Origin of the sequence: Polaromonas sp. CT11-55 (assembly GCF_047303325.1) — a bacterium.
Taxonomy (GTDB): domain Bacteria; phylum Pseudomonadota; class Gammaproteobacteria; order Burkholderiales; family Burkholderiaceae_C; genus Polaromonas.
On sequence record NZ_JBKBEX010000004.1, the window covers coordinates 199,163 to 223,857 of the forward strand.

General features: G+C 63.5%; 28 protein-coding genes. All 28 read left to right on the forward strand.

Features of this window, described 5'->3' with window-relative positions:
- Nucleotides 1-179 precede the first annotated feature (179 nt).
- Nucleotides 180-4,922 carry a glutamate synthase-related protein gene (locus ACEN8I_RS06215; protein WP_413327451.1) on the forward strand — a complete coding sequence of 1,581 codons (4,743 nt, stop codon included), beginning with the start codon at nt 180-182 and terminating at the stop codon, nt 4,920-4,922.
- A 110-nt stretch (nt 4,923-5,032) separates the two neighbouring features.
- Nucleotides 5,033-6,499, forward strand: a complete 1,467-nt coding sequence (locus tag ACEN8I_RS06220; protein WP_413327453.1) for a glutamate synthase subunit beta — start codon at nt 5,033-5,035, stop codon at nt 6,497-6,499.
- 329 nt (nt 6,500-6,828) lie between these two features.
- The gene (locus ACEN8I_RS06225) at nt 6,829-7,674 is read left to right on the forward strand and encodes an ABC transporter ATP-binding protein (RefSeq protein WP_413327455.1); all 846 of its coding nucleotides are present in this window, start codon (nt 6,829-6,831) and stop codon (nt 7,672-7,674) included.
- Nucleotides 7,671-8,465 carry a lipid asymmetry maintenance ABC transporter permease subunit MlaE gene (mlaE, locus tag ACEN8I_RS06230; RefSeq protein WP_413327457.1) on the forward strand — a complete coding sequence of 265 codons (795 nt, stop codon included), beginning with the start codon at nt 7,671-7,673 and terminating at the stop codon, nt 8,463-8,465. Before ACEN8I_RS06225 ends, mlaE begins: the two co-directional genes overlap by 4 nt.
- 137 nt (nt 8,466-8,602) lie before the next feature.
- Nucleotides 8,603-9,109: an outer membrane lipid asymmetry maintenance protein MlaD gene (gene mlaD / locus ACEN8I_RS06235; RefSeq protein ID WP_413327459.1), complete on the forward strand. Its 507-nt coding sequence runs from the start codon at nt 8,603-8,605 to the stop codon at nt 9,107-9,109.
- Between the two features lie 14 nt (nt 9,110-9,123).
- The gene (locus tag ACEN8I_RS06240; protein WP_413327461.1) at nt 9,124-9,873 is read left to right on the forward strand and encodes a VacJ family lipoprotein; all 750 of its coding nucleotides are present in this window, start codon (nt 9,124-9,126) and stop codon (nt 9,871-9,873) included.
- Between the two features lie 207 nt (nt 9,874-10,080).
- Nucleotides 10,081-10,725: a phospholipid-binding protein MlaC gene (locus tag ACEN8I_RS06245; protein WP_413327463.1), complete on the forward strand. Its 645-nt coding sequence runs from the start codon at nt 10,081-10,083 to the stop codon at nt 10,723-10,725.
- A gap of 12 nt (nt 10,726-10,737) precedes the next feature.
- Complete coding sequence (locus tag ACEN8I_RS06250; protein ID WP_413327465.1) at nt 10,738-11,010, forward strand: lipid asymmetry maintenance protein MlaB; 273 nt, start codon at nt 10,738-10,740, stop codon at nt 11,008-11,010.
- A 69-nt stretch (nt 11,011-11,079) separates the two neighbouring features.
- Nucleotides 11,080-12,045, forward strand: a complete 966-nt coding sequence (locus tag ACEN8I_RS06255) for an ABC transporter ATP-binding protein (RefSeq protein WP_413327466.1) — start codon at nt 11,080-11,082, stop codon at nt 12,043-12,045.
- On the forward strand, nt 12,042-12,797 hold the full coding sequence (locus tag ACEN8I_RS06260; RefSeq protein WP_413327467.1) for an ABC transporter permease: 756 nt from the start codon (nt 12,042-12,044) through the stop codon (nt 12,795-12,797). The genes ACEN8I_RS06255 and ACEN8I_RS06260 overlap by 4 nt, the downstream gene beginning before the upstream one ends.
- A 2-nt stretch (nt 12,798-12,799) precedes the next feature.
- On the forward strand, nt 12,800-13,054 hold the full coding sequence (locus ACEN8I_RS06265) for a BolA family protein (RefSeq protein WP_007868148.1): 255 nt from the start codon (nt 12,800-12,802) through the stop codon (nt 13,052-13,054).
- Between the two features lie 7 nt (nt 13,055-13,061).
- On the forward strand, nt 13,062-14,330 hold the full coding sequence (gene murA, locus ACEN8I_RS06270) for a UDP-N-acetylglucosamine 1-carboxyvinyltransferase (RefSeq protein ID WP_413327468.1): 1,269 nt from the start codon (nt 13,062-13,064) through the stop codon (nt 14,328-14,330).
- On the forward strand, nt 14,327-14,977 hold the full coding sequence (gene hisG, locus ACEN8I_RS06275) for an ATP phosphoribosyltransferase (RefSeq protein ID WP_413327469.1): 651 nt from the start codon (nt 14,327-14,329) through the stop codon (nt 14,975-14,977). Before murA ends, hisG begins: the two co-directional genes overlap by 4 nt.
- Nucleotides 14,978-14,980: 3 nt before the next feature.
- Nucleotides 14,981-16,297, forward strand: coding sequence for a histidinol dehydrogenase (hisD, locus tag ACEN8I_RS06280; RefSeq protein WP_413327470.1), 1,317 nt, complete (start codon nt 14,981-14,983; stop codon nt 16,295-16,297).
- Between the two features lie 54 nt (nt 16,298-16,351).
- Entirely contained in the window at nt 16,352-16,585 is a 234-nt protein-coding gene (locus tag ACEN8I_RS06285; RefSeq protein WP_413327471.1) for a CopG family transcriptional regulator, read from the forward strand.
- The gene (locus ACEN8I_RS06290; RefSeq protein ID WP_413327472.1) at nt 16,582-17,040 is read left to right on the forward strand and encodes a PIN domain-containing protein; all 459 of its coding nucleotides are present in this window, start codon (nt 16,582-16,584) and stop codon (nt 17,038-17,040) included. Before ACEN8I_RS06285 ends, ACEN8I_RS06290 begins: the two co-directional genes overlap by 4 nt.
- The gene (gene hisC / locus ACEN8I_RS06295) at nt 17,037-18,131 is read left to right on the forward strand and encodes a histidinol-phosphate transaminase (RefSeq protein WP_413327473.1); all 1,095 of its coding nucleotides are present in this window, start codon (nt 17,037-17,039) and stop codon (nt 18,129-18,131) included. The genes ACEN8I_RS06290 and hisC overlap by 4 nt, the downstream gene beginning before the upstream one ends.
- The gene (gene hisB / locus ACEN8I_RS06300; protein ID WP_007868125.1) at nt 18,128-18,736 is read left to right on the forward strand and encodes an imidazoleglycerol-phosphate dehydratase HisB; all 609 of its coding nucleotides are present in this window, start codon (nt 18,128-18,130) and stop codon (nt 18,734-18,736) included. Before hisC ends, hisB begins: the two co-directional genes overlap by 4 nt.
- A gap of 110 nt (nt 18,737-18,846) precedes the next feature.
- The gene (gene hisH, locus ACEN8I_RS06305; RefSeq protein ID WP_413327474.1) at nt 18,847-19,536 is read left to right on the forward strand and encodes an imidazole glycerol phosphate synthase subunit HisH; all 690 of its coding nucleotides are present in this window, start codon (nt 18,847-18,849) and stop codon (nt 19,534-19,536) included.
- A gap of 98 nt (nt 19,537-19,634) precedes the next feature.
- Entirely contained in the window at nt 19,635-20,375 is a 741-nt protein-coding gene (hisA, locus tag ACEN8I_RS06310) for a 1-(5-phosphoribosyl)-5-[(5-phosphoribosylamino)methylideneamino]imidazole-4-carboxamide isomerase (RefSeq protein ID WP_007868120.1), read from the forward strand.
- Nucleotides 20,376-20,423: 48 nt separating this feature from the next.
- On the forward strand, nt 20,424-21,206 hold the full coding sequence (gene hisF, locus ACEN8I_RS06315; protein WP_413327475.1) for an imidazole glycerol phosphate synthase subunit HisF: 783 nt from the start codon (nt 20,424-20,426) through the stop codon (nt 21,204-21,206).
- A 133-nt stretch (nt 21,207-21,339) separates the two neighbouring features.
- Nucleotides 21,340-21,756, forward strand: coding sequence for a phosphoribosyl-AMP cyclohydrolase (hisI, locus tag ACEN8I_RS06320; RefSeq protein WP_413327476.1), 417 nt, complete (start codon nt 21,340-21,342; stop codon nt 21,754-21,756).
- Nucleotides 21,743-22,138, forward strand: coding sequence for a phosphoribosyl-ATP diphosphatase (locus tag ACEN8I_RS06325; protein ID WP_413327477.1), 396 nt, complete (start codon nt 21,743-21,745; stop codon nt 22,136-22,138). The genes hisI and ACEN8I_RS06325 overlap by 14 nt, the downstream gene beginning before the upstream one ends.
- Before the next feature lie 55 nt (nt 22,139-22,193).
- The gene (locus ACEN8I_RS06330; RefSeq protein ID WP_413327478.1) at nt 22,194-22,544 is read left to right on the forward strand and encodes a DUF4870 family protein; all 351 of its coding nucleotides are present in this window, start codon (nt 22,194-22,196) and stop codon (nt 22,542-22,544) included.
- A 20-nt stretch (nt 22,545-22,564) separates the two neighbouring features.
- Complete coding sequence (locus tag ACEN8I_RS06335; RefSeq protein WP_413327479.1) at nt 22,565-22,924, forward strand: histidine triad nucleotide-binding protein; 360 nt, start codon at nt 22,565-22,567, stop codon at nt 22,922-22,924.
- 168 nt (nt 22,925-23,092) lie between these two features.
- The gene (gene tatA / locus ACEN8I_RS06340; RefSeq protein WP_413327480.1) at nt 23,093-23,332 is read left to right on the forward strand and encodes a Sec-independent protein translocase subunit TatA; all 240 of its coding nucleotides are present in this window, start codon (nt 23,093-23,095) and stop codon (nt 23,330-23,332) included.
- 15 nt (nt 23,333-23,347) lie between these two features.
- Entirely contained in the window at nt 23,348-23,815 is a 468-nt protein-coding gene (gene tatB / locus ACEN8I_RS06345) for a Sec-independent protein translocase protein TatB (protein WP_413327481.1), read from the forward strand.
- A gap of 67 nt (nt 23,816-23,882) precedes the next feature.
- Nucleotides 23,883-24,683 carry a twin-arginine translocase subunit TatC gene (gene tatC / locus ACEN8I_RS06350; RefSeq protein WP_413327482.1) on the forward strand — a complete coding sequence of 267 codons (801 nt, stop codon included), beginning with the start codon at nt 23,883-23,885 and terminating at the stop codon, nt 24,681-24,683.
- Nucleotides 24,684-24,695: the final 12 nt, after the last annotated feature.

Here is a 24,695-nt window from a genome sequence, read left to right on the forward strand (position 1 = left end):
TAAATTTATCGATTTTTAATTGGAATCTGACCCTATTTAAACTTCTTGGCATTGTTGTTGCACTGCACTATGCTCCCCATTCCCTGCGAAAAATTATGAAACTGCGGATGGGTGCGTTGCGGTCCTTTGCTTTGAACAGGACAGGTTTCAGCACCCCTCCCACCCGATGAGGAATTGCCATGACCACGGCTGCTGAAATCAAGCATTTTGAAGAAAACGGTTTGTACTCCGGTGCGAACGAACACGATGCCTGCGGCGTCGGTTTTGTGGCGCACATCAAAGGGCACAAAAGCCACGCCATCGTCCAGCAAGGCCTCAAGATCCTCGAAAACCTCGACCACCGGGGCGCTGTGGGGGCCGACAAGCTCATGGGCGACGGCGCCGGCATCCTGATCCAGCTGCCCGACGCGCTGTACCGTGAAGAAATGGCCGCGCAGGGCGTGCAGCTGCCGCCGCCCGGCGAATACGGCGTTGGCATGGTGTTCCTGCCCAAAGAGCACGCCTCCCGCCTGGCTTGCGAACAGGCGCTGGAACGCGCCGTCAAGGCCGAGGGCCAAGTGCTGCTGGGCTGGCGCGACGTGCCGGTCAACCGCGACATGCCCATGTCGCCCACCGTGCGCAAAAAAGAACCCATCCTGCGGCAGATTTTTATCGGCCGCGGCAACGATGTGATCGTGCAGGACGCGCTGGAGCGCAAGCTCTACGTCATCCGCAAGACCGCCAGCGCGGCCATCCAGAACCTGCGCCTGACGCACAGCAAAGAATATTACGTGCCCAGCATGTCCAGCCGCACGGTGGTTTACAAAGGCCTGTTGCTGGCCGACCAGGTGGGCACTTACTACCGCGACCTGACCGACACGCGCTGCGTCTCGGCGCTAGGCCTGGTGCACCAGCGTTTTTCCACCAACACCTTCCCCGAGTGGCCGCTGGCCCATCCCTATCGCTACGTCGCGCACAACGGCGAAATCAACACTGTCAAGGGCAACTACAACTGGATGAAGGCGCGCGAGGGCGTCATGTCCTCGCCGGTGCTGGGTGCCGACCTGCAAAAGCTCTACCCGATCAGCTTTGCCAGCCAGTCCGACACCGCCACCTTCGACAACTGCCTGGAACTGCTGACCATGGCCGGCTACCCCATCAGCCAGGCCGTGATGATGATGATTCCCGAGCCTTGGGAACAGCACACCACCATGGACGAGCGCCGCAAGGCCTTTTATGAATACCATGCCGCCATGCTGGAGCCCTGGGACGGCCCGGCTTCCATCGTCTTCACCGACGGCCGCCAGATAGGCGCCACGCTGGACCGCAACGGCCTGCGCCCCTCGCGCTACTGCGTGACCGACGACGACCTGGTCATCATGGCCTCGGAATCGGGCGTGCTGCCTATTCCCGAGCACAAGATCGTACGCAAATGGCGTTTGCAGCCCGGCAAGATGTTCCTGATCGACCTGGAACAGGGCCGAATGGTCGATGACGAGGAAATCAAGGCCACGCTGGCGCACAGCAAGCCCTACAAGCAGTGGATCGAAAACCTGCGCATCAAGCTCGACGACGTGGCCGGCAAGGCAAGCAAGCCTGCCGCGGCCGCCGCGCCTGTCTCCGACATTCCCCTGCTGGACCGCCAGCAGGCCTTCGGCTACACCCAGGAAGACATCAAGTTCCTGATGTCCCCCATGGCCGCCAACGGCGAAGAGGCCACCGGCTCCATGGGCAACGACAGCCCGCTGGCCGTGCTGTCCAACAAGGACAAGCCGCTCTATAACTACTTCAAGCAGCTGTTCGCGCAGGTGACTAACCCGCCCATCGATCCGATACGCGAAGCCATCGTGATGTCGCTGGTGTCCTTCATCGGCCCCAAGCCCAACCTGCTGGACATCAACCAGGTCAACCCGCCCATGCGGCTGGAAGTCAGCCAGCCGGTGCTCAACGTGGCCGACATGCAGAAGCTGCGCGACATCGAGGCGCACACCCAGGGCAAGTTCAAGAGCTACACCCTGGACATCACCTACCCGCTGGCCTGGGGCCACGAAGGCGTGGAGGCCAAGCTGGCTTCGCTGTGTGCCGAGGCGGTTGACGCGATCAAGGACGGCAAGAACATCCTGATCGTCAGCGACCGCGGCATCAGCGCCACGCAGGTCGCCATCCCGGCCCTGCTGGCCCTGTCGGCCATCCACCAGCACCTGGTCAAGGAAGGCCTGCGCACCACGGCCGGCCTGGTGGTGGAGACCGGCTCCGCGCGCGAGGTGCACCACTTCGCCGTGCTGGCCGGTTACGGCGCCGAAGCCGTCCATCCTTACCTCGCCATGGAAACCCTGGCCGAGCTGTCCAAGGGCCTGCCGGGCGAGCTCAGCACCGACAAGGCTGTGTACAACTACACCAAGGCCATCGGCAAGGGCCTGTCCAAGATCATGTCCAAGATGGGCGTGTCCACTTACATGAGCTACTGCGGCGCCCAGCTGTTCGAGGCCATAGGCCTGAACCGCGACACCGTGGCCAAGTTCTTTACCGGCACGGCCAGCCAGGTCGAGGGCATGGGCGTGTTCGAGATCGCCGAGGAAGCGCTGCGCATGCATCGCGCCGCCTTCGGCAATGACCCGGTGCTGGCCAACATGCTGGACGCCGGCGGCGAGTACGCCTGGCGCGTGCGCGGCGAAGACCATATGTGGACGCCCGACGCGATCGCCAAGTTGCAGCATTCCACGCGCTCCAACAACTGGAACACCTACAAGGAATACGCCCAACTGATCAACGACCAGAACCGCCGCCACATGACGCTGCGCGGCCTGTTCGAGTTCAAGATCGACCCGTCCAAAGCGATCCCGATCGACGAGGTCGAGCCGGCCAAGGAAATCGTCAAGCGCTTCGCCACTGGCGCCATGTCGCTGGGCTCCATCAGCACCGAAGCCCACGCCACGCTGGCCGTGGCCATGAACCGCATAGGCGGAAAGAGCAACACGGGCGAGGGCGGCGAAGACCCGAACCGCTACCGGCAAGAACTCAAAGGTATCCCGATCAAGAAGGGCGAGACGCTCAAGAGCGTCATCGGCCCGAAACAGGTCGAGGTCGACCTGCCGCTGCAGGACGGCGACTCGCTGCGTTCGCGCATCAAGCAGGTCGCCTCGGGCCGCTTCGGCGTCACGGCCGAATACCTGGTGTCGGCCGACCAGATCCAGATCAAGATGGCCCAGGGCGCCAAGCCCGGTGAAGGCGGCCAACTGCCGGGCGGCAAGGTTAGCGAATACATCGGCCAGCTGCGCTACTCCGTGCCCGGCGTGGGCTTGATCTCGCCGCCGCCGCACCACGACATCTATTCGATCGAGGACCTGGCCCAGCTGATCCACGACCTGAAGAATGTGAACCCGCGCGCCAGCATCAGCGTCAAGCTGGTCAGCGAAGTCGGCGTCGGCACCATCGCGGCCGGTGTGGCCAAGGCCAAATCCGACCACGTGGTGATCGCCGGCCATGACGGCGGCACGGGCGCTTCGCCCTGGTCGTCCATCAAGCATGCCGGTTCGCCCTGGGAAATCGGCTTGGCCGAGACCCAGCAGACCCTGGTGCTCAACCGCCTGCGCGGCCGCATTCGTGTGCAGGCCGACGGCCAGATGAAAACCGGCCGCGACGTCATCATCGGCGCGCTGCTGGGCGCCGACGAGTTCGGCTTCGCCACCGCGCCGCTGGTGGTCGAAGGCTGCATCATGATGCGCAAATGCCACCTCAACACCTGCCCTGTCGGCGTGGCCACGCAGGACCCGGTGCTGCGCCAGAAATTCAGCGGCAAGCCCGAGCATGTCGTCAACTACTTCTTCTTCGTCGCCGAAGAGGCGCGCCAGCTGATGGCGCAGCTCGGCGTGCGCAAGTTTGACGACCTCATCGGCCGCGCCGACCTGCTGGACACGCAAAAAGGCATTGAACACTGGAAGGCCCGCGGCCTGGATTTCAGCCGCCTGTTCTACCAGCCGAATGTGCCCGCCGACGTTCCGCGCCTGCACGTGATGGAGCAGGACCACGCGCTGGAAAAAGCGCTGGACGTGCGCCTCATCGAAAAATCCAAGGCCGCGATTGAAAAGGGGGAAAAAGTCCAATTCATCGAAGTCGCGCGCAACGTCAACCGCACCGTCGGCGCCATGCTGTCGGGCGAGCTCACGCGCCACCACCCGCAGGGTCTGCCCGACGACACCTTGCGCATACAGCTTGAAGGCACGGGCGGCCAGTCCTTCGGCGCCTTCCTGGCCAAGGGCATCACCATGTACCTGATTGGCGACGCCAACGACTACACCGGCAAGGGCCTGTCGGGCGGGCGCATCGTGGTGCGCCCCAGCATAGACTTCCGCGGCGACGCGGTGAAGAACACCATCGTCGGCAACACCGTGCTCTACGGCGCGACCACAGGCGAGGCCTTCTTCAGCGGCGTGGCCGGCGAACGTTTTGCCGTGCGGCTTTCGGGCGCCACAGCGGTCGTTGAAGGCACGGGCGACCACGGCTGCGAATACATGACGGGCGGCACCGTCGCGGTACTGGGCAAGACCGGCCGCAATTTCGCCGCCGGCATGAGCGGCGGCGTGGCCTATGTGTACGACGAAGACGGCCTCTTCGCCACGCGATGCAACACCTCCATGGTCTCCATGGACCGCATCGTCACCACGACCGAACAGCACACCCACGACAAGGCCGACTGGCATGCCGGCGAAAGCGATGAGGAACTGCTCAAGCGCCTGCTGCAGGACCACAACCGCTGGACCGGCAGCAAGCGCGCGCGCGAATTGCTGGACAACTGGAGCGAGTCGCGCCTGAAGTTCGTCAAGGTCTTCCCGAACGAGTACAAGCGGGCCCTGATCGAGCGCAAGGAGCGCCGGCTGGAGGCTGCGACGGAGACCACCCGGGCCCAGGTCGCCACCAACCAGGAAGCGGTGGCCGCCAAGTAGGCCGCCTCACCCCACGCATGCAATAAAACCGGAACTGCCAGCGCCCCTCGCCTTGTGGAGACGGGCCGGCAGCCGGAAAAGCTTAAAAAAGAATCGCACAGGATCTCATCATGGGAAAAATCACCGGCTTCATGGAATACGAGCGCATCGAGGAGGGCTACAAGCCCGTGCCGGAGCGCCTGAAGAACTACCGCGAATTTGTCATCGGGCTGGACGACGCGCAGGCCAACAAGCAGGCGGCGCGCTGCATGGACTGCGGCACGCCGTTTTGCAACAACGGTTGCCCGGTCAACAACATCATTCCCGACTTCAACGACATGGTGTTTCGCGCCGATTGGAAAAACGCGATCGACACGCTGCACAGCACCAACAACTTCCCCGAGTTCACCGGCCGTATCTGCCCGGCGCCCTGTGAGGCCGCCTGCACGCTGAACGTGAACGACGACGCCGTCGGCATCAAGTCCATCGAGCACGCCATCATTGACCGCGCCTGGTCCGAAGGCTGGGTCAAGCCCGTGATGCCCAAACACAAGACCGGCAAGAAGGTCGCCGTCGTCGGCTCCGGCCCCGCCGGCATGGCCGCGGCCCAGCAGCTGGCGCGCGCCGGCCACGAAGTCACCCTGTTCGAGAAGAACGACCGCATCGGCGGCCTGCTGCGTTACGGCATTCCCGACTTCAAGATGGAGAAAGTCCATATCGATCGCCGCGTCGAGCAGATGAAGGCCGAAGGCGTGATATTCCGTACCGGCGTGATGGTGGGCAGCCTGCCCAAGGACTCCAAGGTCACCAACTGGGCCAAGGAAAGCATCAGCCCCGAGCAGCTGCAAAAGAACTTTGACGCCGTGATGCTGACCGGCGGAGCTGAGCAGTCGCGCGACCTGCCCGTGCCCGGCCGCGACCTGGACGGCGTGCATTTCGCGATGGAATTTTTGCCCCAGCAGAACAAGGTCAATGCCGGCGACAAGGTCAAGGGCCAGCTGTCTGCCTCCGGCAAACACGTCATCGTGATCGGCGGCGGCGACACCGGCTCCGACTGCGTGGGCACCAGCAACCGCCACGGCGCCGTGAGCGTCACGCAGTTTGAACTGATGCCCCAGCCGCCCGAAGAGGAAAACCGCCCCCTGACCTGGCCCTACTGGCCCATCAAGCTGCGCACCTCGTCCTCGCACGAGGAAGGCTGCGAGCGCGAGTTCGCCATCTCCACCAAGGAGCTGATCGGCGAAAAAGGCAAGGTCACGGGCCTCAAGACCGTGCGCGTCGAGTGGAAAGACGGCAAGATGGCCGAGGTGCCCGGCTCCGAGCAGACCCTCAAGGCCGACCTGGTGCTGCTGGCCATGGGCTTTGTCTCGCCGGTGGCTTCCGTGCTGGAAGCTTTCGGTGTCGAAAAAGACAACCGTGGCAACGCCAAGGCCAGCACGGATTTCACCGGCGGCTATGCCACCAACGTGCCCAAGGTGTTTGCCGCCGGCGACATCCGTCGCGGCCAGAGCCTGGTTGTCTGGGCGATTCGTGAAGGCCGTCAGGCCGCGCGCGCCGTGGACGAATTCTTGATGGGTTACAGCGACCTGCCTCGTTAAACGCCGCGCCACGGCCTTTGCAAATCGCCCCAAGGGGCGGTTTAATAAACCCCAAACTTGCGCTAGGGGTGTGCGAAGGCCGCCAGGCTGCGCGCACGGTGGATGAGTTCCTGATGGGCTACAGCAACCTGCCTTGCTGAGCCGCGCGACTGAGGAGGGCCCAAAGCTTGCGTTTGGGGCGCGCGACGGCCTGCGCCGCAAATAGAGCAGGGTGGAAACCCCACGGTATTACTGTCTGGTATTACTTCCCGGGATGGGGGCGACCAAACCCCGTATCATTAGGGCATTCCCTAGTTCGCCGGCGCGCTCGTCGGCCCTTCTTTTTCTCCATGGCCGACACCCTCGCTTCTTCACTGGTTGAATTCAAGGATGTGACCTTCTCCTACCCGGGTTCCGCGGGTGACCGCGTCATTCTGGACGGGGTCACCCTGTCCGTGCCCAGGGGCAAGGTCACCGCGCTGATGGGCGCGTCGGGCGGCGGCAAAACGACGGTGCTGCGCCTGATCGGCGGCCAGCAGAAGGCCACCCGCGGCGCCGTCCTGTTTGACGGCAAGGACGTCGGCCAACTGGTGCAGCAAGAGCTGTACACCGCACGCCGGCGCATGGGCATGCTGTTCCAGTTCGGCGCGCTGTTCACCGATTTGAGTGTGTTCGACAACGTGGCCTTCCCGCTGCGCGAGCACACCGCGCTGAATGAACGCCTGATCCGCGACATCGTGCTGATGAAGCTCAACGCCGTGGGCCTGCGCGGCGCGCGCGACCTGATGCCCAGCGAAATCTCCGGCGGCATGGCCAGGCGCGTGGCGTTGGCGCGCGCCATCGTGCTGGACCCCGAACTCATCATGTACGACGAGCCCTTCTCCGGGCTGGACCCTATCTCGCTGGGCACCGCTGCGCAGCTCATACGCCAGCTCAACGACACCCTGGGCATCACCAGCATCGTCGTCTCCCACGACCTGGAAGAAACCTTCCGCATTGCCGACAAGGTCGTCATCCTGGCCAACGGCAGCATCGCGGCCCAGGGCACGCCCGATGAAGTCAGGCGCTCCACCGATCCGCTGGTGCACCAGTTCGTCAATGCCGAGAGCGAGGGCCCGGTGAAATTCCATTACCCCGGGCCGGGCGTGGAGGCGGACTTCGGCAACGCCGACGCCGCCAAAAAGGAGCGCGCATGAGCCGCTACAGTCCCGTCGCCCTGGTGTCCGACCTTGGTTTTGCGGTGCGCAGGCAATTGGCCGACATGGGCTATGCCGCGCGGCTGATGTCGCGCCTGGTTGCCCTGAGCGGGCCGGCCCTGGCCCGTTTCGGCCTGGTGCGCGACCAGATCTTCTTTTTGGGCAACTATTCGCTGGCCATCATCGCGGTGTCCGGCCTCTTTGTGGGCTTTGTGCTGGGCCTGCAGGGTTACTACACGCTGCAGCGCTACGGTTCGGCCGAGGCGCTGGGCCTGCTGGTAGCGCTCAGCCTGGTGCGCGAGCTCGGGCCGGTGGTCACGGCGCTGCTGTTCGCTGGCCGCGCCGGCACGGCGCTGACCGCCGAAATCGGCCTGATGAAGGCCGGCGAGCAGCTGTCGGCCATGGAAATGATGGCGGTGGACCCGATACGCCGCATCCTGGCGCCGCGTTTCTGGGGCGGCATCATCGCCATGCCGCTGCTGGCCGCCGTGTTCAGCGCCGTCGGCATCCTGGGCGGCTGGCTGGTCGGCGTGGTCATGATAGGCATAGACGCCGGCTCCTTCTGGAGCCAGATGCAGTCCGGCGTGGATGTCTGGCGCGACGTGGGCAACGGCATCATCAAGAGTTTTGTGTTCGGCGTGACCGTCACCTTTGTCGCCCTGCACCAGGGATTTGAAGCCCAGCCTACGCCCGAGGGCGTCTCCCGGGCCACCACGCGCACCGTGGTGGTGGCCTCGCTGGCCGTGCTGGGGCTGGACTTCCTGCTGACCGCGTCCATGTTCAGCCTGTAGCCGTATAACCGCCTTCAAACATTTTTAATTTGTCCATGAGAAAATCCGCCACTCCAGTGTCTGCCTCGAAGGGATGGCGCAAGACCCAGGTCGCGGGTGCAAGCCGGGCCGCCTTGTCGGGCCACTGAAAGAAAACGATGCAACGCTCCAAAAATGATCTCTGGGTTGGCCTGTTTGTCCTGATCGGGGGCCTGGCCATCCTGTTCCTGGCACTGAAGTCCGCCAACCTTCTCTCACTGAATTTCGACACTTCTTACAAGATCACGGCGAAATTCGACAATATTGGCGGCCTGAAGCCACGCGCCGCGGTCAAAAGCGCGGGGGTGGTGGTCGGGCGGGTTGAAAATATCAGTTTCGACGACAAGTCCTACCAGGCCAGCGTGACCCTGGCCATGGAAAGCCGTTATGTGTTTCCCAAGGACAGCTCGCTGAAGATTTTGACCAGCGGCCTGCTCGGTGAGCAGTACATCGGCGTGGAGGCCGGCGGGGACGAGAAAAATTTCGCCGCGGGGGATGTGACCAAAAACACGCAGTCCGCCGTGGTGCTTGAGAATCTGATCAGCCAGTTTTTATACAGTAAAGCGGCGGACAGCAGTTCCGGATCAGGGTCTGCGCCGCCACCAGCGACGACTCAAAAAAAATGACAAGCAACAACACAATGAAAAAATCAACAGGGTGGGCCGGCGCCGTTCTCGCAGTGGCGCTGCTTCAGGGATGCGCAACCGGCCCGGGCGCCAATCCGTCCGATCCGCTGGAGCCGTTTAACCGGGCCATGTTCGGCTTCAACGAGGGGCTGGACCGGGCAGTCCTCAAGCCCGTGGCCACCGCCTACCGCGACGTCACGCCCCAGCCTGTGCGCACCGGCGTCACCAGCTTCTTCGGCAACATTTCCGATGTCTGGTCCATGGTTAACAACCTGCTGCAGGGCAAGGGCGAAGCCGCTGCCGACAGCCTGTTCCGCGTCACCACCAATACCCTCTGGGGCCTGGGCGGTATTTTTGATGTGGCCAGCGAAATGAAAATTCCGAAACACTCGGAAGACTTCGGCCAGACCCTGGGTGTCTGGGGCGTGGGCTCGGGTCCTTACCTGGTGCTGCCTGTGCTGGGCCCTTCCTCGGTGCGCGACACCGCCGGCCTGGTGGTGGATTACCAGCTGGACGCGGTCAGCCAGGCCAAGAACGTGCGTGTCCGCAATACCCTGACGACGTTGCGCGCGGTCAATGTGCGCGCCAACCTGCTGGGCGCCGGCGATGTGCTGGACCAGGCGGCGCTGGACAAATACAGCTTTACCCGCGATATCTACCAGCAACGCCGCAACAGCCTGATCGGCAATGTGCCGGCTGAAAAGGAAGAACGCTTCGATTTGCCTGAAGGCGCGCCGGCTACGCCCGCCCCTGCGGCCAAGTAAGAAGATGAAACAGGCATGAACAAGGCCGGGCAAGGCCTTGTTCAAGCGGTATTCAGACAATATTTACAAGACTGCCGAATAACTTCATCCCCAGTCCGCAAGCAATCCCGCAGAATCCCCCTATCGAACCATCGGTTTCCAGTACGTAATGCATCGACAGTGATGCCGCAAACTGGCAACCGCATGTCTCGCCACCGAAGGAACACCATGAAACGCAGAACTCTTGGGCATTTGTTGACCGCCACTCTCAGCCTGGCCTTGCTGGGCGCCGCGCCTTTTGTTCGCGCCGCCGATGAGGCCCCCGACGCCCTGATCAAACGCGTGTCGGCCGAAGTGCTGGACAACATCAAGACCGACAAGGCCGTAAAAGCCGGCGACCTGACCAAAGTGCTGTCCCTGGTCGACAGCAAGATCATGCCCAACGTGAACTTCACGCGCATGACGGCCGCCGCCGTGGGCCGCAACTGGCGCCAAGCCACGCCCGAGCAGCAAAAGAAGCTGCAGGAGGAGTTCAAGATCCTGCTGATCCGCACCTATTCCGGCGCGCTGGCGCAGGTCAGCGATCAGACCGTCAGCGTCAAGCCGCTGCGCGCGGAGGCCGCCGACACCGAAGTGGTGGTACGCACCGAAGTCCTGGGCCGGGGCGACCCCGTCCAGCTCGACTACCGCATGGAAAAAACCCCCACGGGCTGGAAGATCTATGACCTGAACGTGCTGGGCGTGTGGCTGGTGGAAACCTACCGCACCCAGTTCGCCCAGGAAATCAGCACCAAGGGTGTGGATGGCCTGATCGCCTCGCTGGTGCAGCGCAACCAGTCCAACAGCGGCGCGGTTGCCAAGAAGTCCTCCTGAGCGGATCCCTCGGTGCTCACGCTTCCCCCCGTTCTCACGCATGCCGAGGCCGCAGGTTTTGCGCTCGGCCTGAAGCAGGCCGTGCTGTCCCAGCCCGCCGCGGTGGTGGCGGACGCCGGCGCACTCAAAGAGTTTGACTCCTCCGCCCTGGCCGTGCTGCTGGAGTGCCGGCGCGAAGCGCTTGCCGCCGGCAAGAAGTTTGCCGTGGCGGGCTTGCCGCCCCGCCTGCGCCAGCTGGCGGGCCTGTACGGCGTGGCGGAATTGATTCCGGCCGCCGCGGTCTGAGCCGCCGCTGCGGGACATTCCACGGCCCGGCCCGGCCAAAACGGCATCCGCCCTTAAAATGGCGGGCTCATGCCAGCGATCTCATTCCAGTCCGTCTCCAAAACCTACTCCTCCGCGCGAAATCAAACGGGTCCGGTCGTCAAGGCGCTTGACGACGTCAGTTTCGATATCCGGCAGGGCGAATTTTTTGGCTTGCTGGGCCCCAACGGCGCCGGGAAAACCTCCCTCATCAGCATACTGGCCGGCCTCTCGCGCGCCAGCAGCGGTACCGTCAAGGTCCACGGCAGCGACGTGCTGGCCGACTACGCCAGCGCCCGCCGAAAGCTCGGCGTGGTGCCGCAGGAACTGGTGTTCGACCCCTTTTTCTCGGTGCGCGAGGCGCTGCGCATCCAGTCCGGCTATTTCGGCATCAAGCGCAACGACGACTGGATAGACGAACTGCTGGTCAGCCTGGGCCTGGCCGACAAGGCCAACGCCAACATGCGCCAGCTCTCCGGGGGCATGAAGCGCCGCGTGCTGGTGGCGCAGGCCCTGGTGCACAAGCCGCAGGTCATCGTGCTGGACGAGCCCACCGCCGGTGTCGACGTGGAGTTGCGCCAGACCCTCTGGCAGTTCATCGCCAAACTCAACAAGCAGGGCAGCACCGTGCTGCTGACCACGCATTACCTCGAAGAAGCCGAAGCCCTGTGCAGCCGCATCGCCATGCTCAAGCAGGGGCGGGTGGTGGCGCTGGCGCAGACTTCCGAACTGCTCAAGGCGGCCTCTTCCAACGTGCTGCGCTTCAAGATCGACAGCGAACTGCCCACGCACCTGGCGGTGCAGGCCCGCATCACCGGCCGCATCGTGCAGTTCCCGGCGCACAACGCCCACGAGATCGAGCAGTACCTCGCGGCGATCCGCGAGGCGGGCCTGGTGGCCGAAGACGTTGAAATCCGTAAGGCCGACCTGGAAGATGTGTTCCTCGACGTCATGAACAAAAAGCCCGCCGGCGAAACCCCGGCCATGGCGGTAGATCTCGCGAAAGTAGCAACATGACAGGCTGGCAAACCCTTTTGTACAAGGAAACCCTGCGCTTCTGGAAGGTAGGCTTCCAGACCGTGGGTGCGCCGGTGCTGACCGCGGTGCTCTACATGCTGATCTTCGGCCATGTGCTGCAGGGCCAGGTGAAGGTCTACGACCAGGTCAGCTACACCGCTTTCCTGGTGCCCGGCCTGGTGATGATGAGCGTGCTGCAAAACGCTTTTGCCAACAGCTCCTCCTCGCTGATCCAGAGCAAGATCATGGGCAGCCTGGTGTTTGTGCTGCTCACGCCGCTGTCGCACTGGCACTGGTTTTTCGCCTATGTGGGCTCCTCGGTCGCGCGCGGCCTGCTGGTCGGCGTGGGCGTGTTCGCCGTCACCGTGTTTTTCGGCCAGCCGGCTTTTGTGGCGCCGCTGTGGATCGTGCTGTTCGCGGTGCTGGGCGCCGCCATGCTGGGCGCCCTGGGTGTGATCGCCGGGCTGTGGTCCGAGAAGTTCGACCAGATGGCGGCCTTCCAGAACTTCGTCATCATGCCCATGACTTTCCTGAGCGGCGTGTTTTATTCCATCCACTCGCTGCCGCCCTTCTGGCAGAAGGTCAGCCACCTGAATCCCTTCTTCTACATGATCGACGGTTTTCGTTACGGCTTTTTCGGCGTCAGCGACGTCTCGCCCTGGCTGAGCCTGGGCATCGTGGCGGCCGCTTTGCTGGCCGTCAGCGCCGTGGCCGTCAACCTGCTGCGCACCGGCTACAAAATAAGACACTAGACATGACCAGCGAAGAATTGCAATCCATCATCGCCGCGGGCCTGCCCTGCGAGCACATCGAGCTGTCGGGCGACGGCCGGCACTGGTATGCCACCGTGGTGTCCAGCGCCTTTGAAGGCCAGCGCCTGATCCAGCGCCACCAGAAGGTCTACGCCACGCTGGGCGGCCGCATGCAGACCGACGAGGTGCATGCGCTGTCCATGAAAACCTACACGCCCACCGAATGGGCCAATACCAACAACGGCAACGCGAACTGAAAAGAACATGGACAAATTACTCATCAAGGGCGGCAAGCCGCTGGCCGGCACGGTCGAAATTTCCGGCGCCAAGAACGCCGCGCTGCCCGAGCTGTGCGCCGCGCTGCTGACGGCCGACGACGTGACGCTGCGCAACGTGCCACGCCTGCAGGACGTGGCCACCATGCTCAAGCTGATCCGCAACATGGGGGTGCAGGCCGAGCGCGGCGATGACGGCACGGTGCGTATCAATGCCGGGCCACTGAGCTCGCCCGAGGCGCCTTATGAGCTGGTCAAGACCATGCGAGCTTCCGTACTGGCCCTGGGCCCGTTGCTGGCGCGCTTCGGTGAGGCTACTGTGTCGCTGCCGGGCGGCTGCGCCATCGGTTCGCGCCCGGTGGACCAGCACATCAAGGGACTGCAGGCCATGGGCGCCGAGATCGTGGTCGAGCACGGCTACATGATCGCCAAGCTGCCGGCCGGCCAGAAGCGGCTCAAGGGCGCCAGTATCACCACCGACATGGTGACCGTCACCGGCACCGAAAACTTCCTGATGGCCGCCAGCCTGGCCGAAGGCGAGACCATCCTGGAAAACGCCGCGCAAGAGCCCGAGATCGGCGATCTGGCCGAAATGCTCATCAAGATGGGCGCGAAAATTGAAGGCCACGGCACGCGCCGCATCCGTATCCAGGGCGTGGACCGCCTGCACGGCTGCACCCACCAGGTGGTGGCCGACCGCATCGAGACCGGCACCTTTTTGTGTGCGGTCGCTGCCGCCGGCGGCGACGTGGTGCTCAAGCACGGCCGGGCCGACCACCTCGATGCCGTGATCGACAAGTTGCGCGAAGCCGGCGCGGTGGTGACGGCGGGCGAGGACTTTATCCGCATCCAGGCCAGCGGCCGCATGAAGGCGCAGTCCTTCCGCACCACCGAGTACCCCGGTTTCCCGACCGACATGCAAGCCCAGTTCATGGCGCTCAACGCCATCGCGCAGGGCAGCAGCACGGTGACCGAAACGATTTTCGAAAACCGCTTCATGCACGTCAACGAGATGGTGCGCCTGGGCGCCAAGATCCAGATCGAGGGCAAGGTCGCGGTGATGGAGGGCGTTGAAAAGCTTTCGGGCGCCACCGTCATGGCCACCGATTTGCGCGCCTCTGCCAGCCTGGTGATCGCCGGCCTGGTGGCCGAAGGCGAAACCCTGGTGGACCGTATCTACCACCTGGACCGCGGCTACGACCAGATGGAAGCCAAGTTGCGCGGAATCGGCGCCGACATAGAACGGGTGAAAGCATGATCACGCTCGCACTCTCCAAAGGCCGCATATTCGACGACATCCTGCCGCTGCTCAAAAGCGCCGGCATCGAGGTGCTGGACGATCCCGAAAAATCCCGCAAGCTGATCCTGGACACCAACCAGCCCGGCGTACGCGTGGTGCTGGTGCGCGCCACCGATGTGCCCACCTATGTGCAGTACGGCGGCGCCGACCTCGGCGTGGTCGGCAAGGACACCCTGCTTGAATCCGGCAGCCAGGGCCTGTACCAGCCGCTCGATTTGCAGATCGCCAAGTGCCGTATCAGCGTGGCCGTGCGCGAAGGCTTTGACTACGCCGCGGCCGTGCGCCAGGGCTCGCGCCTGAAGGTCGCCACCAAGTACGTGGCCATCGCACGCGATTTCTTCGCCACCAAGGGCGTGCACGTCGACCTGATCAAGCTCTACGGCAGCATGGAGCTGGCGCCGCTCACGGGCCTGGCCGACGCCATCGTTGACCTGGTGTCCACCGGCAGCACGCTCAGGGCCAATCACTTGGTCGAGGTCGAGCGCATTATGGACATCAGCTCGCACCTGGTGGTGAACCAGACCGCGCTCAAGCTCAAGCAGGCGCCGATACGCCAATTGATAGATGCCCTTTCGGCCGCCACGGCCTCCTCGCAAAAATCCTGAGCCATGAAACTGACCGCCGAGCCCGCCCGCCTATCCACGGTTTCCGCCACCTTCGAGGCCGAATTCAAGGCGCGCCTGCATTGGTCCGCCGACACCGACGCGGCCATCGAGCAGCGCGTGGCCGACATCCTGGCCGATGTGCAGCAGCGCGGCGATGCGGCGGTGCTCGAATACACGGCACGCTTTGACGGGCTCAACGTTGCCGCCATGGGCGAGCTGGAGCTCACGCAGGCCGAATTGAAGGCCGCGTTTGACACCATTCCCGCGGCCCAGCGCAGCGCGCTCGAAGCTGCCGCGCGCCGCGTGCGCAGCTACCACGAGGCCCAGAAGAAGGCCAGCGGCGAAAGCTGGAGCTACCGCGACGAGGACGGCACCTTGCTGGGCCAGAAGGTCACGCCGCTGGACCGCGTCGGCATCTATGTGCCCGGCGGCAAGGCGGCTTACCCATCTTCAGTGCTGATGAACGCCATCCCCGCCCATGTGGCCGGTGTCGGCGAAATCATCATGGTCGTGCCCACGCCCAAAGGCGAAAAAAACGCCTTGGTGCTGGCCGCCGCCTATGTGGCCGGCGTGACCCGCGCCTTCACCATTGGCGGCGCGCAGGCTGTGGCCGCGCTGGCCTATGGCACGCAGACCGTGCCCAAGGTCGACAAGATCACCGGCCCCGGTAATGCCTATGTGGCCAGCGCCAAAAAGCGCGTCTTCGGCACGGTGGGCATAGACATGATCGCCGGCCCTTCGGAAATCCTGGTGCTGGCCGACGGCAGCACGCCGGCCGACTGGGTCGCCATGGACTTGTTCAGCCAGGCCGAGCACGACGAGCTCGCCCAAAGCATCCTGCTGTGCCCCGACGCCGCGTATCTGGACCAGGTGCAGGCCGCCATAGACCGCCTGCTGCCCGAGATGCCGCGCGCCGAGATCATCGCCAAGTCCCTGACCGGCCGCGGCGCGTTGATCCACACGCGCAGCATGGAAGAAGCCTGCGAGATCAGCAACCGTATCGCGCCCGAACACCTGGAGGTCTCCAGCCGCGAGCCGCACAAGTGGGAGCCGCTGCTCAAGCACGCCGGCGCCATCTTCCTGGGCGCCTACACCAGCGAATCACTGGGCGACTACTGCGCCGGCCCGAATCACGTGCTGCCCACCAGTGGCACGGCACGCTTTTCGAGCCCGCTGGGCGTCTACGACTTCCAGAAACGTTCCAGCCTGATCGAGGTCAGCGAAGCCGGCGCCCAGGTGCTGGGCAAGATTGCCGCCGAACTGGCTTATGGCGAAGGACTGCAGGCGCATGCGCGGGCGGCTGAGATGCGGTTGAAATAAGGTCTCGAGCTACACGAATTTCGTGCCACACGAATTTCGTGTAAACTTCGGTCCATGAAGAACGTGACCATCACCGTGGACGATGCCGCCCTGGAATGGGTGCGCATTGAGGCCGCACGGCGCAATACCAGCGTCTCGCGCCTGGTGGGCGAGATGCTGGCCGAGAAGATGCAGCGCACAGACGCCTACCAGCGCGCTCTGCATGACTGGCAAAACAAGGACAGGCTCTGGGTGTCCAATGGGCAGCCTTATCCCACGCGCCTTGAGCTGGAAGAGCGCGGCGCATGAGCGAGGCATCTAGCGGCGTTTTTGTGGACGCCAGCATCCTGCTCCACAGTGAAGACGGTGCCGACCGGGCCAAACAGCAAGCCGCCCTGGCCTGGCTGACCGTGCTATGGCGGCGCGGGCTGGGCCGCACCAGCACCCAGGTGCTCAATGAGTTTTACCTGCTGGCCACACGCAAGATCCAGCCGCCCATGCCGGCCGGCGATGCGCGCGCCGAAGTGCGCCGCTATGAACTCTGGCAGCCCTGGCAAACCGACCACGCGACCGTCGAATCCGCCTGGGCGGTGGAAAGCCGCTACGACCTGCACTACCGCGACAGCCTGGTTGTTGCGGCGGCCCAGCACCTGGGCTGTCGTTACCTGCTCAGCGAAAGCCTGGCGCATGAGCAGCACTACGGCGGTGTCCAGGTGATCAACCCTTTTAAAACCGGCATCGAACTGCTGGAGAACCTTCCATGACCCTGCCTGCTCCCTCTCTGGACCCCAAATTCAAAAAACTGATACGCCAGGATGTGCAGTCCATGCACGCCTATGCCATCCAGGACTCGGCCGGCATGATCAAGCTCGACGCCATGGAGAACCCGCACCGTCTGCCCGCGGCGCTGCAGGCCAAGCTGGGCCAGCGCCTGGGCGCGCTGGCGCTGAACCGCTATCCCGACGGCCGGGTCAATGAGCTGCGCCGCGCGCTGGCCGACTACGCGCGTATGCCCGAAGGCTTCGACATCATGCTGGGCAATGGTTCGGACGAGCTGATTTCGCTGCTGGCCATGGCCTGCGACGTGGAGGGCGGCTCCATCCTGGCGCCGCTGCCGGGTTTTGTGATGTACGCCACGAGCGCGCAGCTGCAGGGCCTGAAATTCATCGGCGTGCCGTTGACGGCCGACTTTGAACTCGACGAAGCCGCCATGCTGGCCGCGATCAAGGAACACCAGCCCTCCATCATCTACCTCGCCTACCCCAACAACCCCACGGCCAACCTGTGGGACGACGTGGTGATTGAAAAAATCATCGAGGCGGCACCCGGGCTGGTCGTGATGGACGAGGCCTACCAGCCGTTTTCAAGCAAAAGCTATATAGACCGCATCGCCAGGCACGGCCATGTGCTGCTGATGCGCACCATGAGCAAGTTCGGCCTGGCCGGCGTGCGGATCGGCTACATGATGGGCCCCAAGGCCTTGATCGCCGAGGTCGACAAGGTGCGCCCTCCCTACAACATCAGCGTGCTCAATTACGAGTGCGCGCTGTTCGCCCTGGAGCACCAGGCCGAATTCGCCGCCCAGGCCAGCGAACTGGTGGCCCAGCGCGCCGTGCTGATGGATGCGCTGGCCGGCATGGCGGCCAAGGGCGTCAAAGCCTGGAAAAGCGATGCCAACATGATCCTGGTGCGCGTGCCCGATGCGGCCAAAACCTTTGAGGGCATGAAATCCCACAAGGTGCTGGTCAAAAACGTTTCTAAAATGCATCCATTGCTGGCCAATTGTTTGCGCCTGACGGTCGGCACCGCGGACGAGAACGCGCAAATGCTGACGGCGCTTGAAAAATCCCTATGACCACCCCAACCCTCGCTCCCCGCATTGCCGAGGTTTCGCGCAATACCGCCGAAACCCAGATCACCGTCAAACTCAACCTCGACGGCACCGGCAAGGCCAGCCTGTCGACGGGCATAGGTTTTTTCGACCATATGCTGGACCAGATTGCCCGCCACGGGCTGATAGACCTGGACATCCAGGCCAAGGGCGACCTGCACATCGACGGCCACCACACGGTGGAAGACGTGGGCATCACGCTGGGCCAGGCCGTAGCCAAGGCCGTGGGCGACAAAAAAGGCCTGCGCCGCTACGGCCATGCCTATGTGCCGCTGGACGAGGCGCTGTCGCGCGTAGTGGTCGATTTTTCGGGCCGCCCGGGGCTGGAAATGCATGTGCCCTTCAAGAGCGGCATGATTGGCACTTTCGACAGCCAGCTGGCCTATGAATTCTTTCAGGGCTTTGTAAATCACGCTTTCGTGACTTTGCACATCGACAACCTCAAGGGTGAAAACGCCCACCACCAGGCCGAGACCGTGTTCAAGGCCTTTGCCCGCGCGCTGCGCATGGCGCTGGAAATAGACCCGCGCGCGGCCGGCGTGATCCCTTCGACCAAGGGCTCGCTCTAAGCCACATCCCAAAGCTGCCGCGCCCAATTCCATCCTTGTTTTTGGCCTGGCCCCCTACAAATGGGCGGCGGCAACCCCTAAATTCAAAGCCAACCCTTCTTGAACCCCTGATGGCAAAACCCAAAACAGTGGCCGTGGTCGACTACGGCATGGGCAACCTGCATTCCGTGTCGCAGGCCGTGCGCCATGTGGCGGCAGGCAGCGGCTTTGAAGTCCTCGTGACCTCGAAGGCCGAAGACGTCATGCAGGCCGAACGCATCGTGTTGCCCGGTCAGGGCGCGATTGCGGACTGCATGCGCGAGCTGGCCGATTCCGGCATGCTGGAGTCGGTGCTGCACGCGGCGGCCCACAAGCCGCTGTTCGGCGTTTGCGTGGGGATGCAGATGCTGCTGAGCCACAGCGACGAAGGCCAGCCCGGCGACGGCGGCGCCGGCACCGACGGCCTGGGGCTGATTCCCGGCGAGGTCGTCCGGTTCGAACTGGCGGGCAGGACGCAGCCCGACGGCAGCCGCTACAAGGTGCCGCAGATGGGCTGGAACCAGGTTTACCAAAATGGTGCGGGCACGGAGAAAGCCCACCCGGTCTGGGCCGGCGTGCCTGACGGCGCGTACTTTTATTTTGTGCACAGCTTTTATGCCCACCCGTCGGACGCGCGCCACATCGCCGGCGAAGCCGATTACGGCGCGCGCTTTGCGGCGGCGATTGCACGCGATAATATTTTTGCCACCCAGTTCCATCCCGAGAAAAGCGCCGACCACGGACTGGCCCTGTACCGCAACTTCCTGCACTGGAATCCCTAGCCCCCGGCAGCGCCTTGGGTCAGACCCGGTACCGGGACGCCGGACTTTTTGTTACCCTGAGCACCCGTCTTCTTTTTTTACCGTCTTTTTACCGCCACATGCTACTTATCCCCGCGATTGACCTGAAAGACGGTCACTGCGTTCGCCTCAAACAGGGCGACATGGATCAATCCACCATCTTCAGCGAAGACCCGGCCGCCATGGCGCGCAACTGGGTCGACAAGGGCGCGCGCCGCCTGCACCTGGTGGACCTGAACGGCGCTTTCGCGGGCAAGCCCCGTAACGAGCAGGCCATCAAGCAGATCCTGGCCGAGGTCGGCAGTGAAATCGACGTGCAGCTGGGCGGCGGCATCCGCGACCTGGACACGATTGAGCGCTACCTGGACGCCGGCCTGCGCTACGTCATCATCGGCACGGCCGCGGTGAAGAACCCCGGCTTCCTGCAGGATGCCTGCACGGCCTTCGGCGGCCACATCATCGTCGGCCTGGACGCCAAGGACGGCAAGGTCGCCACCGACGGCTGGAGCAAGATGACGGGGCACGAGGTCATAGACCTGGGCAAGAAATTCCAGGACTACGGCGTCGAATCCATCATCTACACCGACATAGGCCGCGACGGCATGCTGACCGGCATCAACATTGACGCCACCGTCAAGCTGGCCCAGGCGCTGACCATTCCCGTGATCGCCTCCGGCGGCCTCTCGAATATGGCCGACATCGAAAAGCTCTGCGAAGTCGAGGAAGAGGGCGTGGAAGGCGTGATCTGCGGCCGCTCGATTTACAGCGGCGATCTGGATTTCGAGAAAGCCCAAGCCAGAGCCGACGAACTCAACGGCTAGGAATGCCCGGAGGCATTTCCAACCATCGCCAGGTCCACTGAAGCCCCAATGCTCGCTAAAAGAATCATCCCTTGCCTTGATGTCACCGGCGGACGTGTCGTCAAAGGCGTCAACTTCACCCAGCTGCGTGACGCGGGCGACCCCGTGGAAATCGCGGCGCGCTACAACGAGCAGGGCGCCGACGAACTCACCTTCCTCGACATTACCGCCACCAGCGACGGTCGCGACCTGATCCTGCCCATCATCGAAGCTGTAGCCTCGCAGGTCTTTATTCCGCTGACGGTGGGTGGTGGCGTGCGCACTGTCGAAGACGTGCGCAGATTGCTCAATTCGGGAGCCGACAAGACCAGCTTCAACTCGGCCGCCATTGCCAACCCGCAGGTGATTGAAGACGCCTCGGCCAAATACGGCTCGCAGTGCATCGTGGTGGCGATAGACGCCAAGCGCCGCAGCGAGGAGGATGCCAAAACCCGCGGTCCGGGCTGGGACGTCTATAGCCATGGCGGGCGCAAAAACACCGGCATGGACGCCGTGGCCTGGGCCGCCGAGATGGCGCGGCGCGGCGCCGGGGAGATTTTGCTGACCAGCATGGACCGCGACGGCACCAAGTCGGGTTTCGACCTGGCCCTGACCCGCGCGGTGAGCGATGCCGTCAGCGTGCCGGTGATCGCTTCGGGCGGCGTCGGCAATCTTGAGCACCTGGCAGACGGCATCCAGACCGGCGGCGCCGACGCGGTGCTGGCCGCCAGCATCTTCCATTACGGCGAATACACGGTGCAGCAGGCCAAGCAGCATATGGCCGAACGGGGCATCCCCGTTCGAATGACGTAACCCCCTTCGGCTTCGCTGCGCTACGCCTTCCCCCCTGCTGGGGCGGCATCTGCGGCCCGGCAAAGCCGGTTCCGCGATACCCTTGGTTTTAAGAGCTTCTGTAACCGAACCCAAATCCCGGACAATACACACCATGAACTGGTTAGACGAGATCAGCTGGGACGACAAGGGCCTGATCCCCGTCATCGCGCAGGAAGCCTCCAGCGGCGATGTGCTCATGTTTGCCTGGATGAACCGCGAGGCGTTGCAAAAAACCGCAGAGCTGGGCCAGGCGGTTTACTACAGCCGCTCGCGCGGCCGCCTCTGGCACAAGGGCGAGGAATCCGGAAACCAGCAAACAGTGCATGAAATTCGCCTGGACTGCGACAACGACGTGATCCTGCTCAAGGTGACGCAGTTGGGCCACACGCCGGGCATCGCCTGCCACACGGGTCGCCACAGCTGCTTTTTCAGTGTGTATAAAGACGGCCGGTGGGTGGTGACCGAGCCGGTCCTGAAAGACCCGACAAGCATGTACAAACAGACGCCCGGCAAACATGACCACGAATGATTCCCTCCAGCGCCTGGCGCAAATTATCGAAAGCCGCAAGGCGGCCAACGGCGGCGACCCGGACAAAAGTTATGTGGCGCGCCTGCTGCACAAGGGCCCGGACGCCTTCCTGAAAAAAATCGGCGAGGAAGCCACCGAAACCGTGATGGCCGCCAAGGACATTGATTGCGCGCTGGCCCAGGGCGGCGCGACAGCCGAGCTCAAAGGCAAGCTGGTCGGGGAGGTCGCCGACCTGTGGTTCCACAGCCTGATCGCGCTGGCGCATTACGGCCTGAGCCCGGCCGACGTGATTGCCGAACTGGAGCGTCGCGAAGGCACCAGCGGCATCGAGGAAAAAGCGCTGCGCAAGGCCCAGCACCGCGACGCGGCCGAAAAACCGTGAGCGCGCCGGCCATCGATTTCATTTTGACTTGACTGTGACAGGAAGCTGACTCCCCATGGAAACCGATCTGGCCGAATTCGAGGGTAAAAACCCCAACGACCGTCTTGTGATGCACGTGCTGTACGGCTTGCACACGCTGGCCTGGTTCAGCGGCGGCGTGTTCGCGGTGATTGCCGTGATCGTCAACTACATACGCCGCGCCGACGAATCCGACGCGCTTTACATCGACCACCACAACTACATGATTCGCACCTTCTGGTGGACGCTGGGCTGGCTGGTACTGCTGTCGCCGCTGTGGCTGCTGTTTGTGCTCCCGGGCTTCGTCGCCTACGGTCTCGTGTGGCTCTGGTACCTGTACCGCTGCGTGCGGGGCTGGATGCGTTTTAACAGCCACCGCCCGACTTAAGCCCTAAAACCGACCAAGCCATGAGCCATTCCGACAACTGCATTTTCTGCAAGATCGCCGCGGGCGCCATTCCGAGCCGCAAGGTGTACGAGGACGACGAATTGTTCGCTTTCCACGACATCAATCCCTGGGCGCCGGTGCATTTTTTGATCATCCCCAAGGCGCATATCCCGTCGATGGCGCAGGTGGGCCCCGAGCACGCCGCGCTGATGGGCCGCATGATGGTGCTGGCGCCCAAGCTGGCGATGGAGCAGGGCTGCAACCCCTACCCGGCGGGCGGCTACCGCATCGTGACCAACACCGGCGCGGAAGGCGGGCAGGAGGTGCATCACCTGCACTTTCACGTGATCGGCGGGCCGCGGCCCTGGTTGAAAGGCTAGGAAGGCGCCGGGAACCCCGGGCCGGGCTGGCACACTAACCCGGTAGGCCAATGTGTGTAATTGGTATCCCGGCAGGCCAGGCCTTTAGAATCAAGCCAGTTCCGTGCAAACCGGCAATTCCGCATTTACCTGCACTTACACATCTCAATTCCAGACTAGGAGTAAATCATGGGTGGACTTTCCATTTGGCACTGGTTGATCGTGCTGTTGATTGTGGTCATGGTGTTCGGCACCAAAAAGCTCAAAAACATGGGCAGCGACCTCGGCAGCGCGGTCAAAGGCTTCAAGGACGGCATGAAGGACGGCGGACAGCCTCCCGCTGACACTCCCGTGCCGCCAGCCAGTGTCACGAATGCGCAGGCCTCGGACAAAACGACGATCGACGTCGAAGCCCGCCAGAAGTCGTAATTCAGGCCTGACTCAGTGATTGACCTCGGCATTTCCAAAATGGCGCTGATAGGCGCCGTGGCGCTGATCGTGATCGGCCCGGAAAAGCTGCCGCGCGTGGCGCGCACCGTGGGCACGCTGCTGGGCAAGGCGCAGCGCTATGTGGCCGATGTCAAAAATGAGGTCAACCGCTCCATGGAGCTGGACGAGCTCAAGAAGATGAAGGAAACCGTCGAGGGCGCGGCCCGCGACGTCGAGAACTCCATCCAGACCAACGCCAGCGACTTCGAGAAGTCCTGGGCCGAGGCCACCGGCGAGTCGTCCTCTGGCGCCTTGCCCGGCATGGAAATCTTCCCCGAATACAAGCACCCGAAAAAGAAGTGGCGCCTCAAGCAGGGCGCGACGCCCCAGTGGTACAAGGCCCGTACCGGCGTGCGCACCCGAGCGCAGTCGGGGGCTGCCCGTGTGGCACGTTTCCGTCCGCAGCCGGGCCGCCTGTCTTGAGCCTTGCTGCCGATTTCCTGTTCTTTGCGCACCTCCCGGCGCCACCCATCCAGCGCAAACTCCTTTCATGAGCGATCCCAACACCGACAAGCCCGACGAACTCGCGGGCACTGAGCAGCCTTTTGTGCAGCACCTCATGGAGCTGCGCGACCGGATGATCAAGGCGGTGATCGCCATTGGCATCGCGGCAGCCGTGCTGGCTTTTTATCCGGGCGCCAGCGCCCTGTATGACCTGATGGCCGCGCCGCTGGTGGCAACCCTGCCCGAGGGCTCCAAACTGATCGCCATCAGCGTGATCACCCCCTTTGTGGTGCCGATCAAGATCCTGTTCATGGCGGCCTTCATGGTCGCGTTGCCGGTGGTGCTTTACCAGGTCTGGGCTTTTGTCGCGCCGGGCCTGTATTCGCACGAGAAAAAACTCGTCATGCCGTTGGTGGTTTCCAGCACCGTGCTGTTTTTTGTCGGCGTGGCCTTCTGTTATTTCGTGGTGTTCGGCCAGGTCTTTCACTTCATCCAGAGCTTTGCGCCCAAGTCCATCATCGCCACGCCGGATATCGAGGAATACCTGAGTTTCGTGCTTGGCATGTTCCTGGCCTTCGGGCTGGCCTTTGAGGTGCCGATCGCGGTGATCCTGCTGGTGCGCATGGGCGTGCTCAGCGTCGCCCAGCTGCGCGAATACCGCGGCTACTTCTGGGTGGCCGCAGCCGTCGGCACTGCGTTGGTGACGCCGCCTGATGCGGGTTCCATGATCATGCTGCTGGGCGTTGTCGGCGGCCTCTATGAGGTGGGCATCGTCGCCGCGCAGCTGTTCGTCAAGCACACCAAAAAGCCCGAAGACGACAGCGAGGCCGAAGCGGCCAAGCCCTGAGCCCCGGCTGCC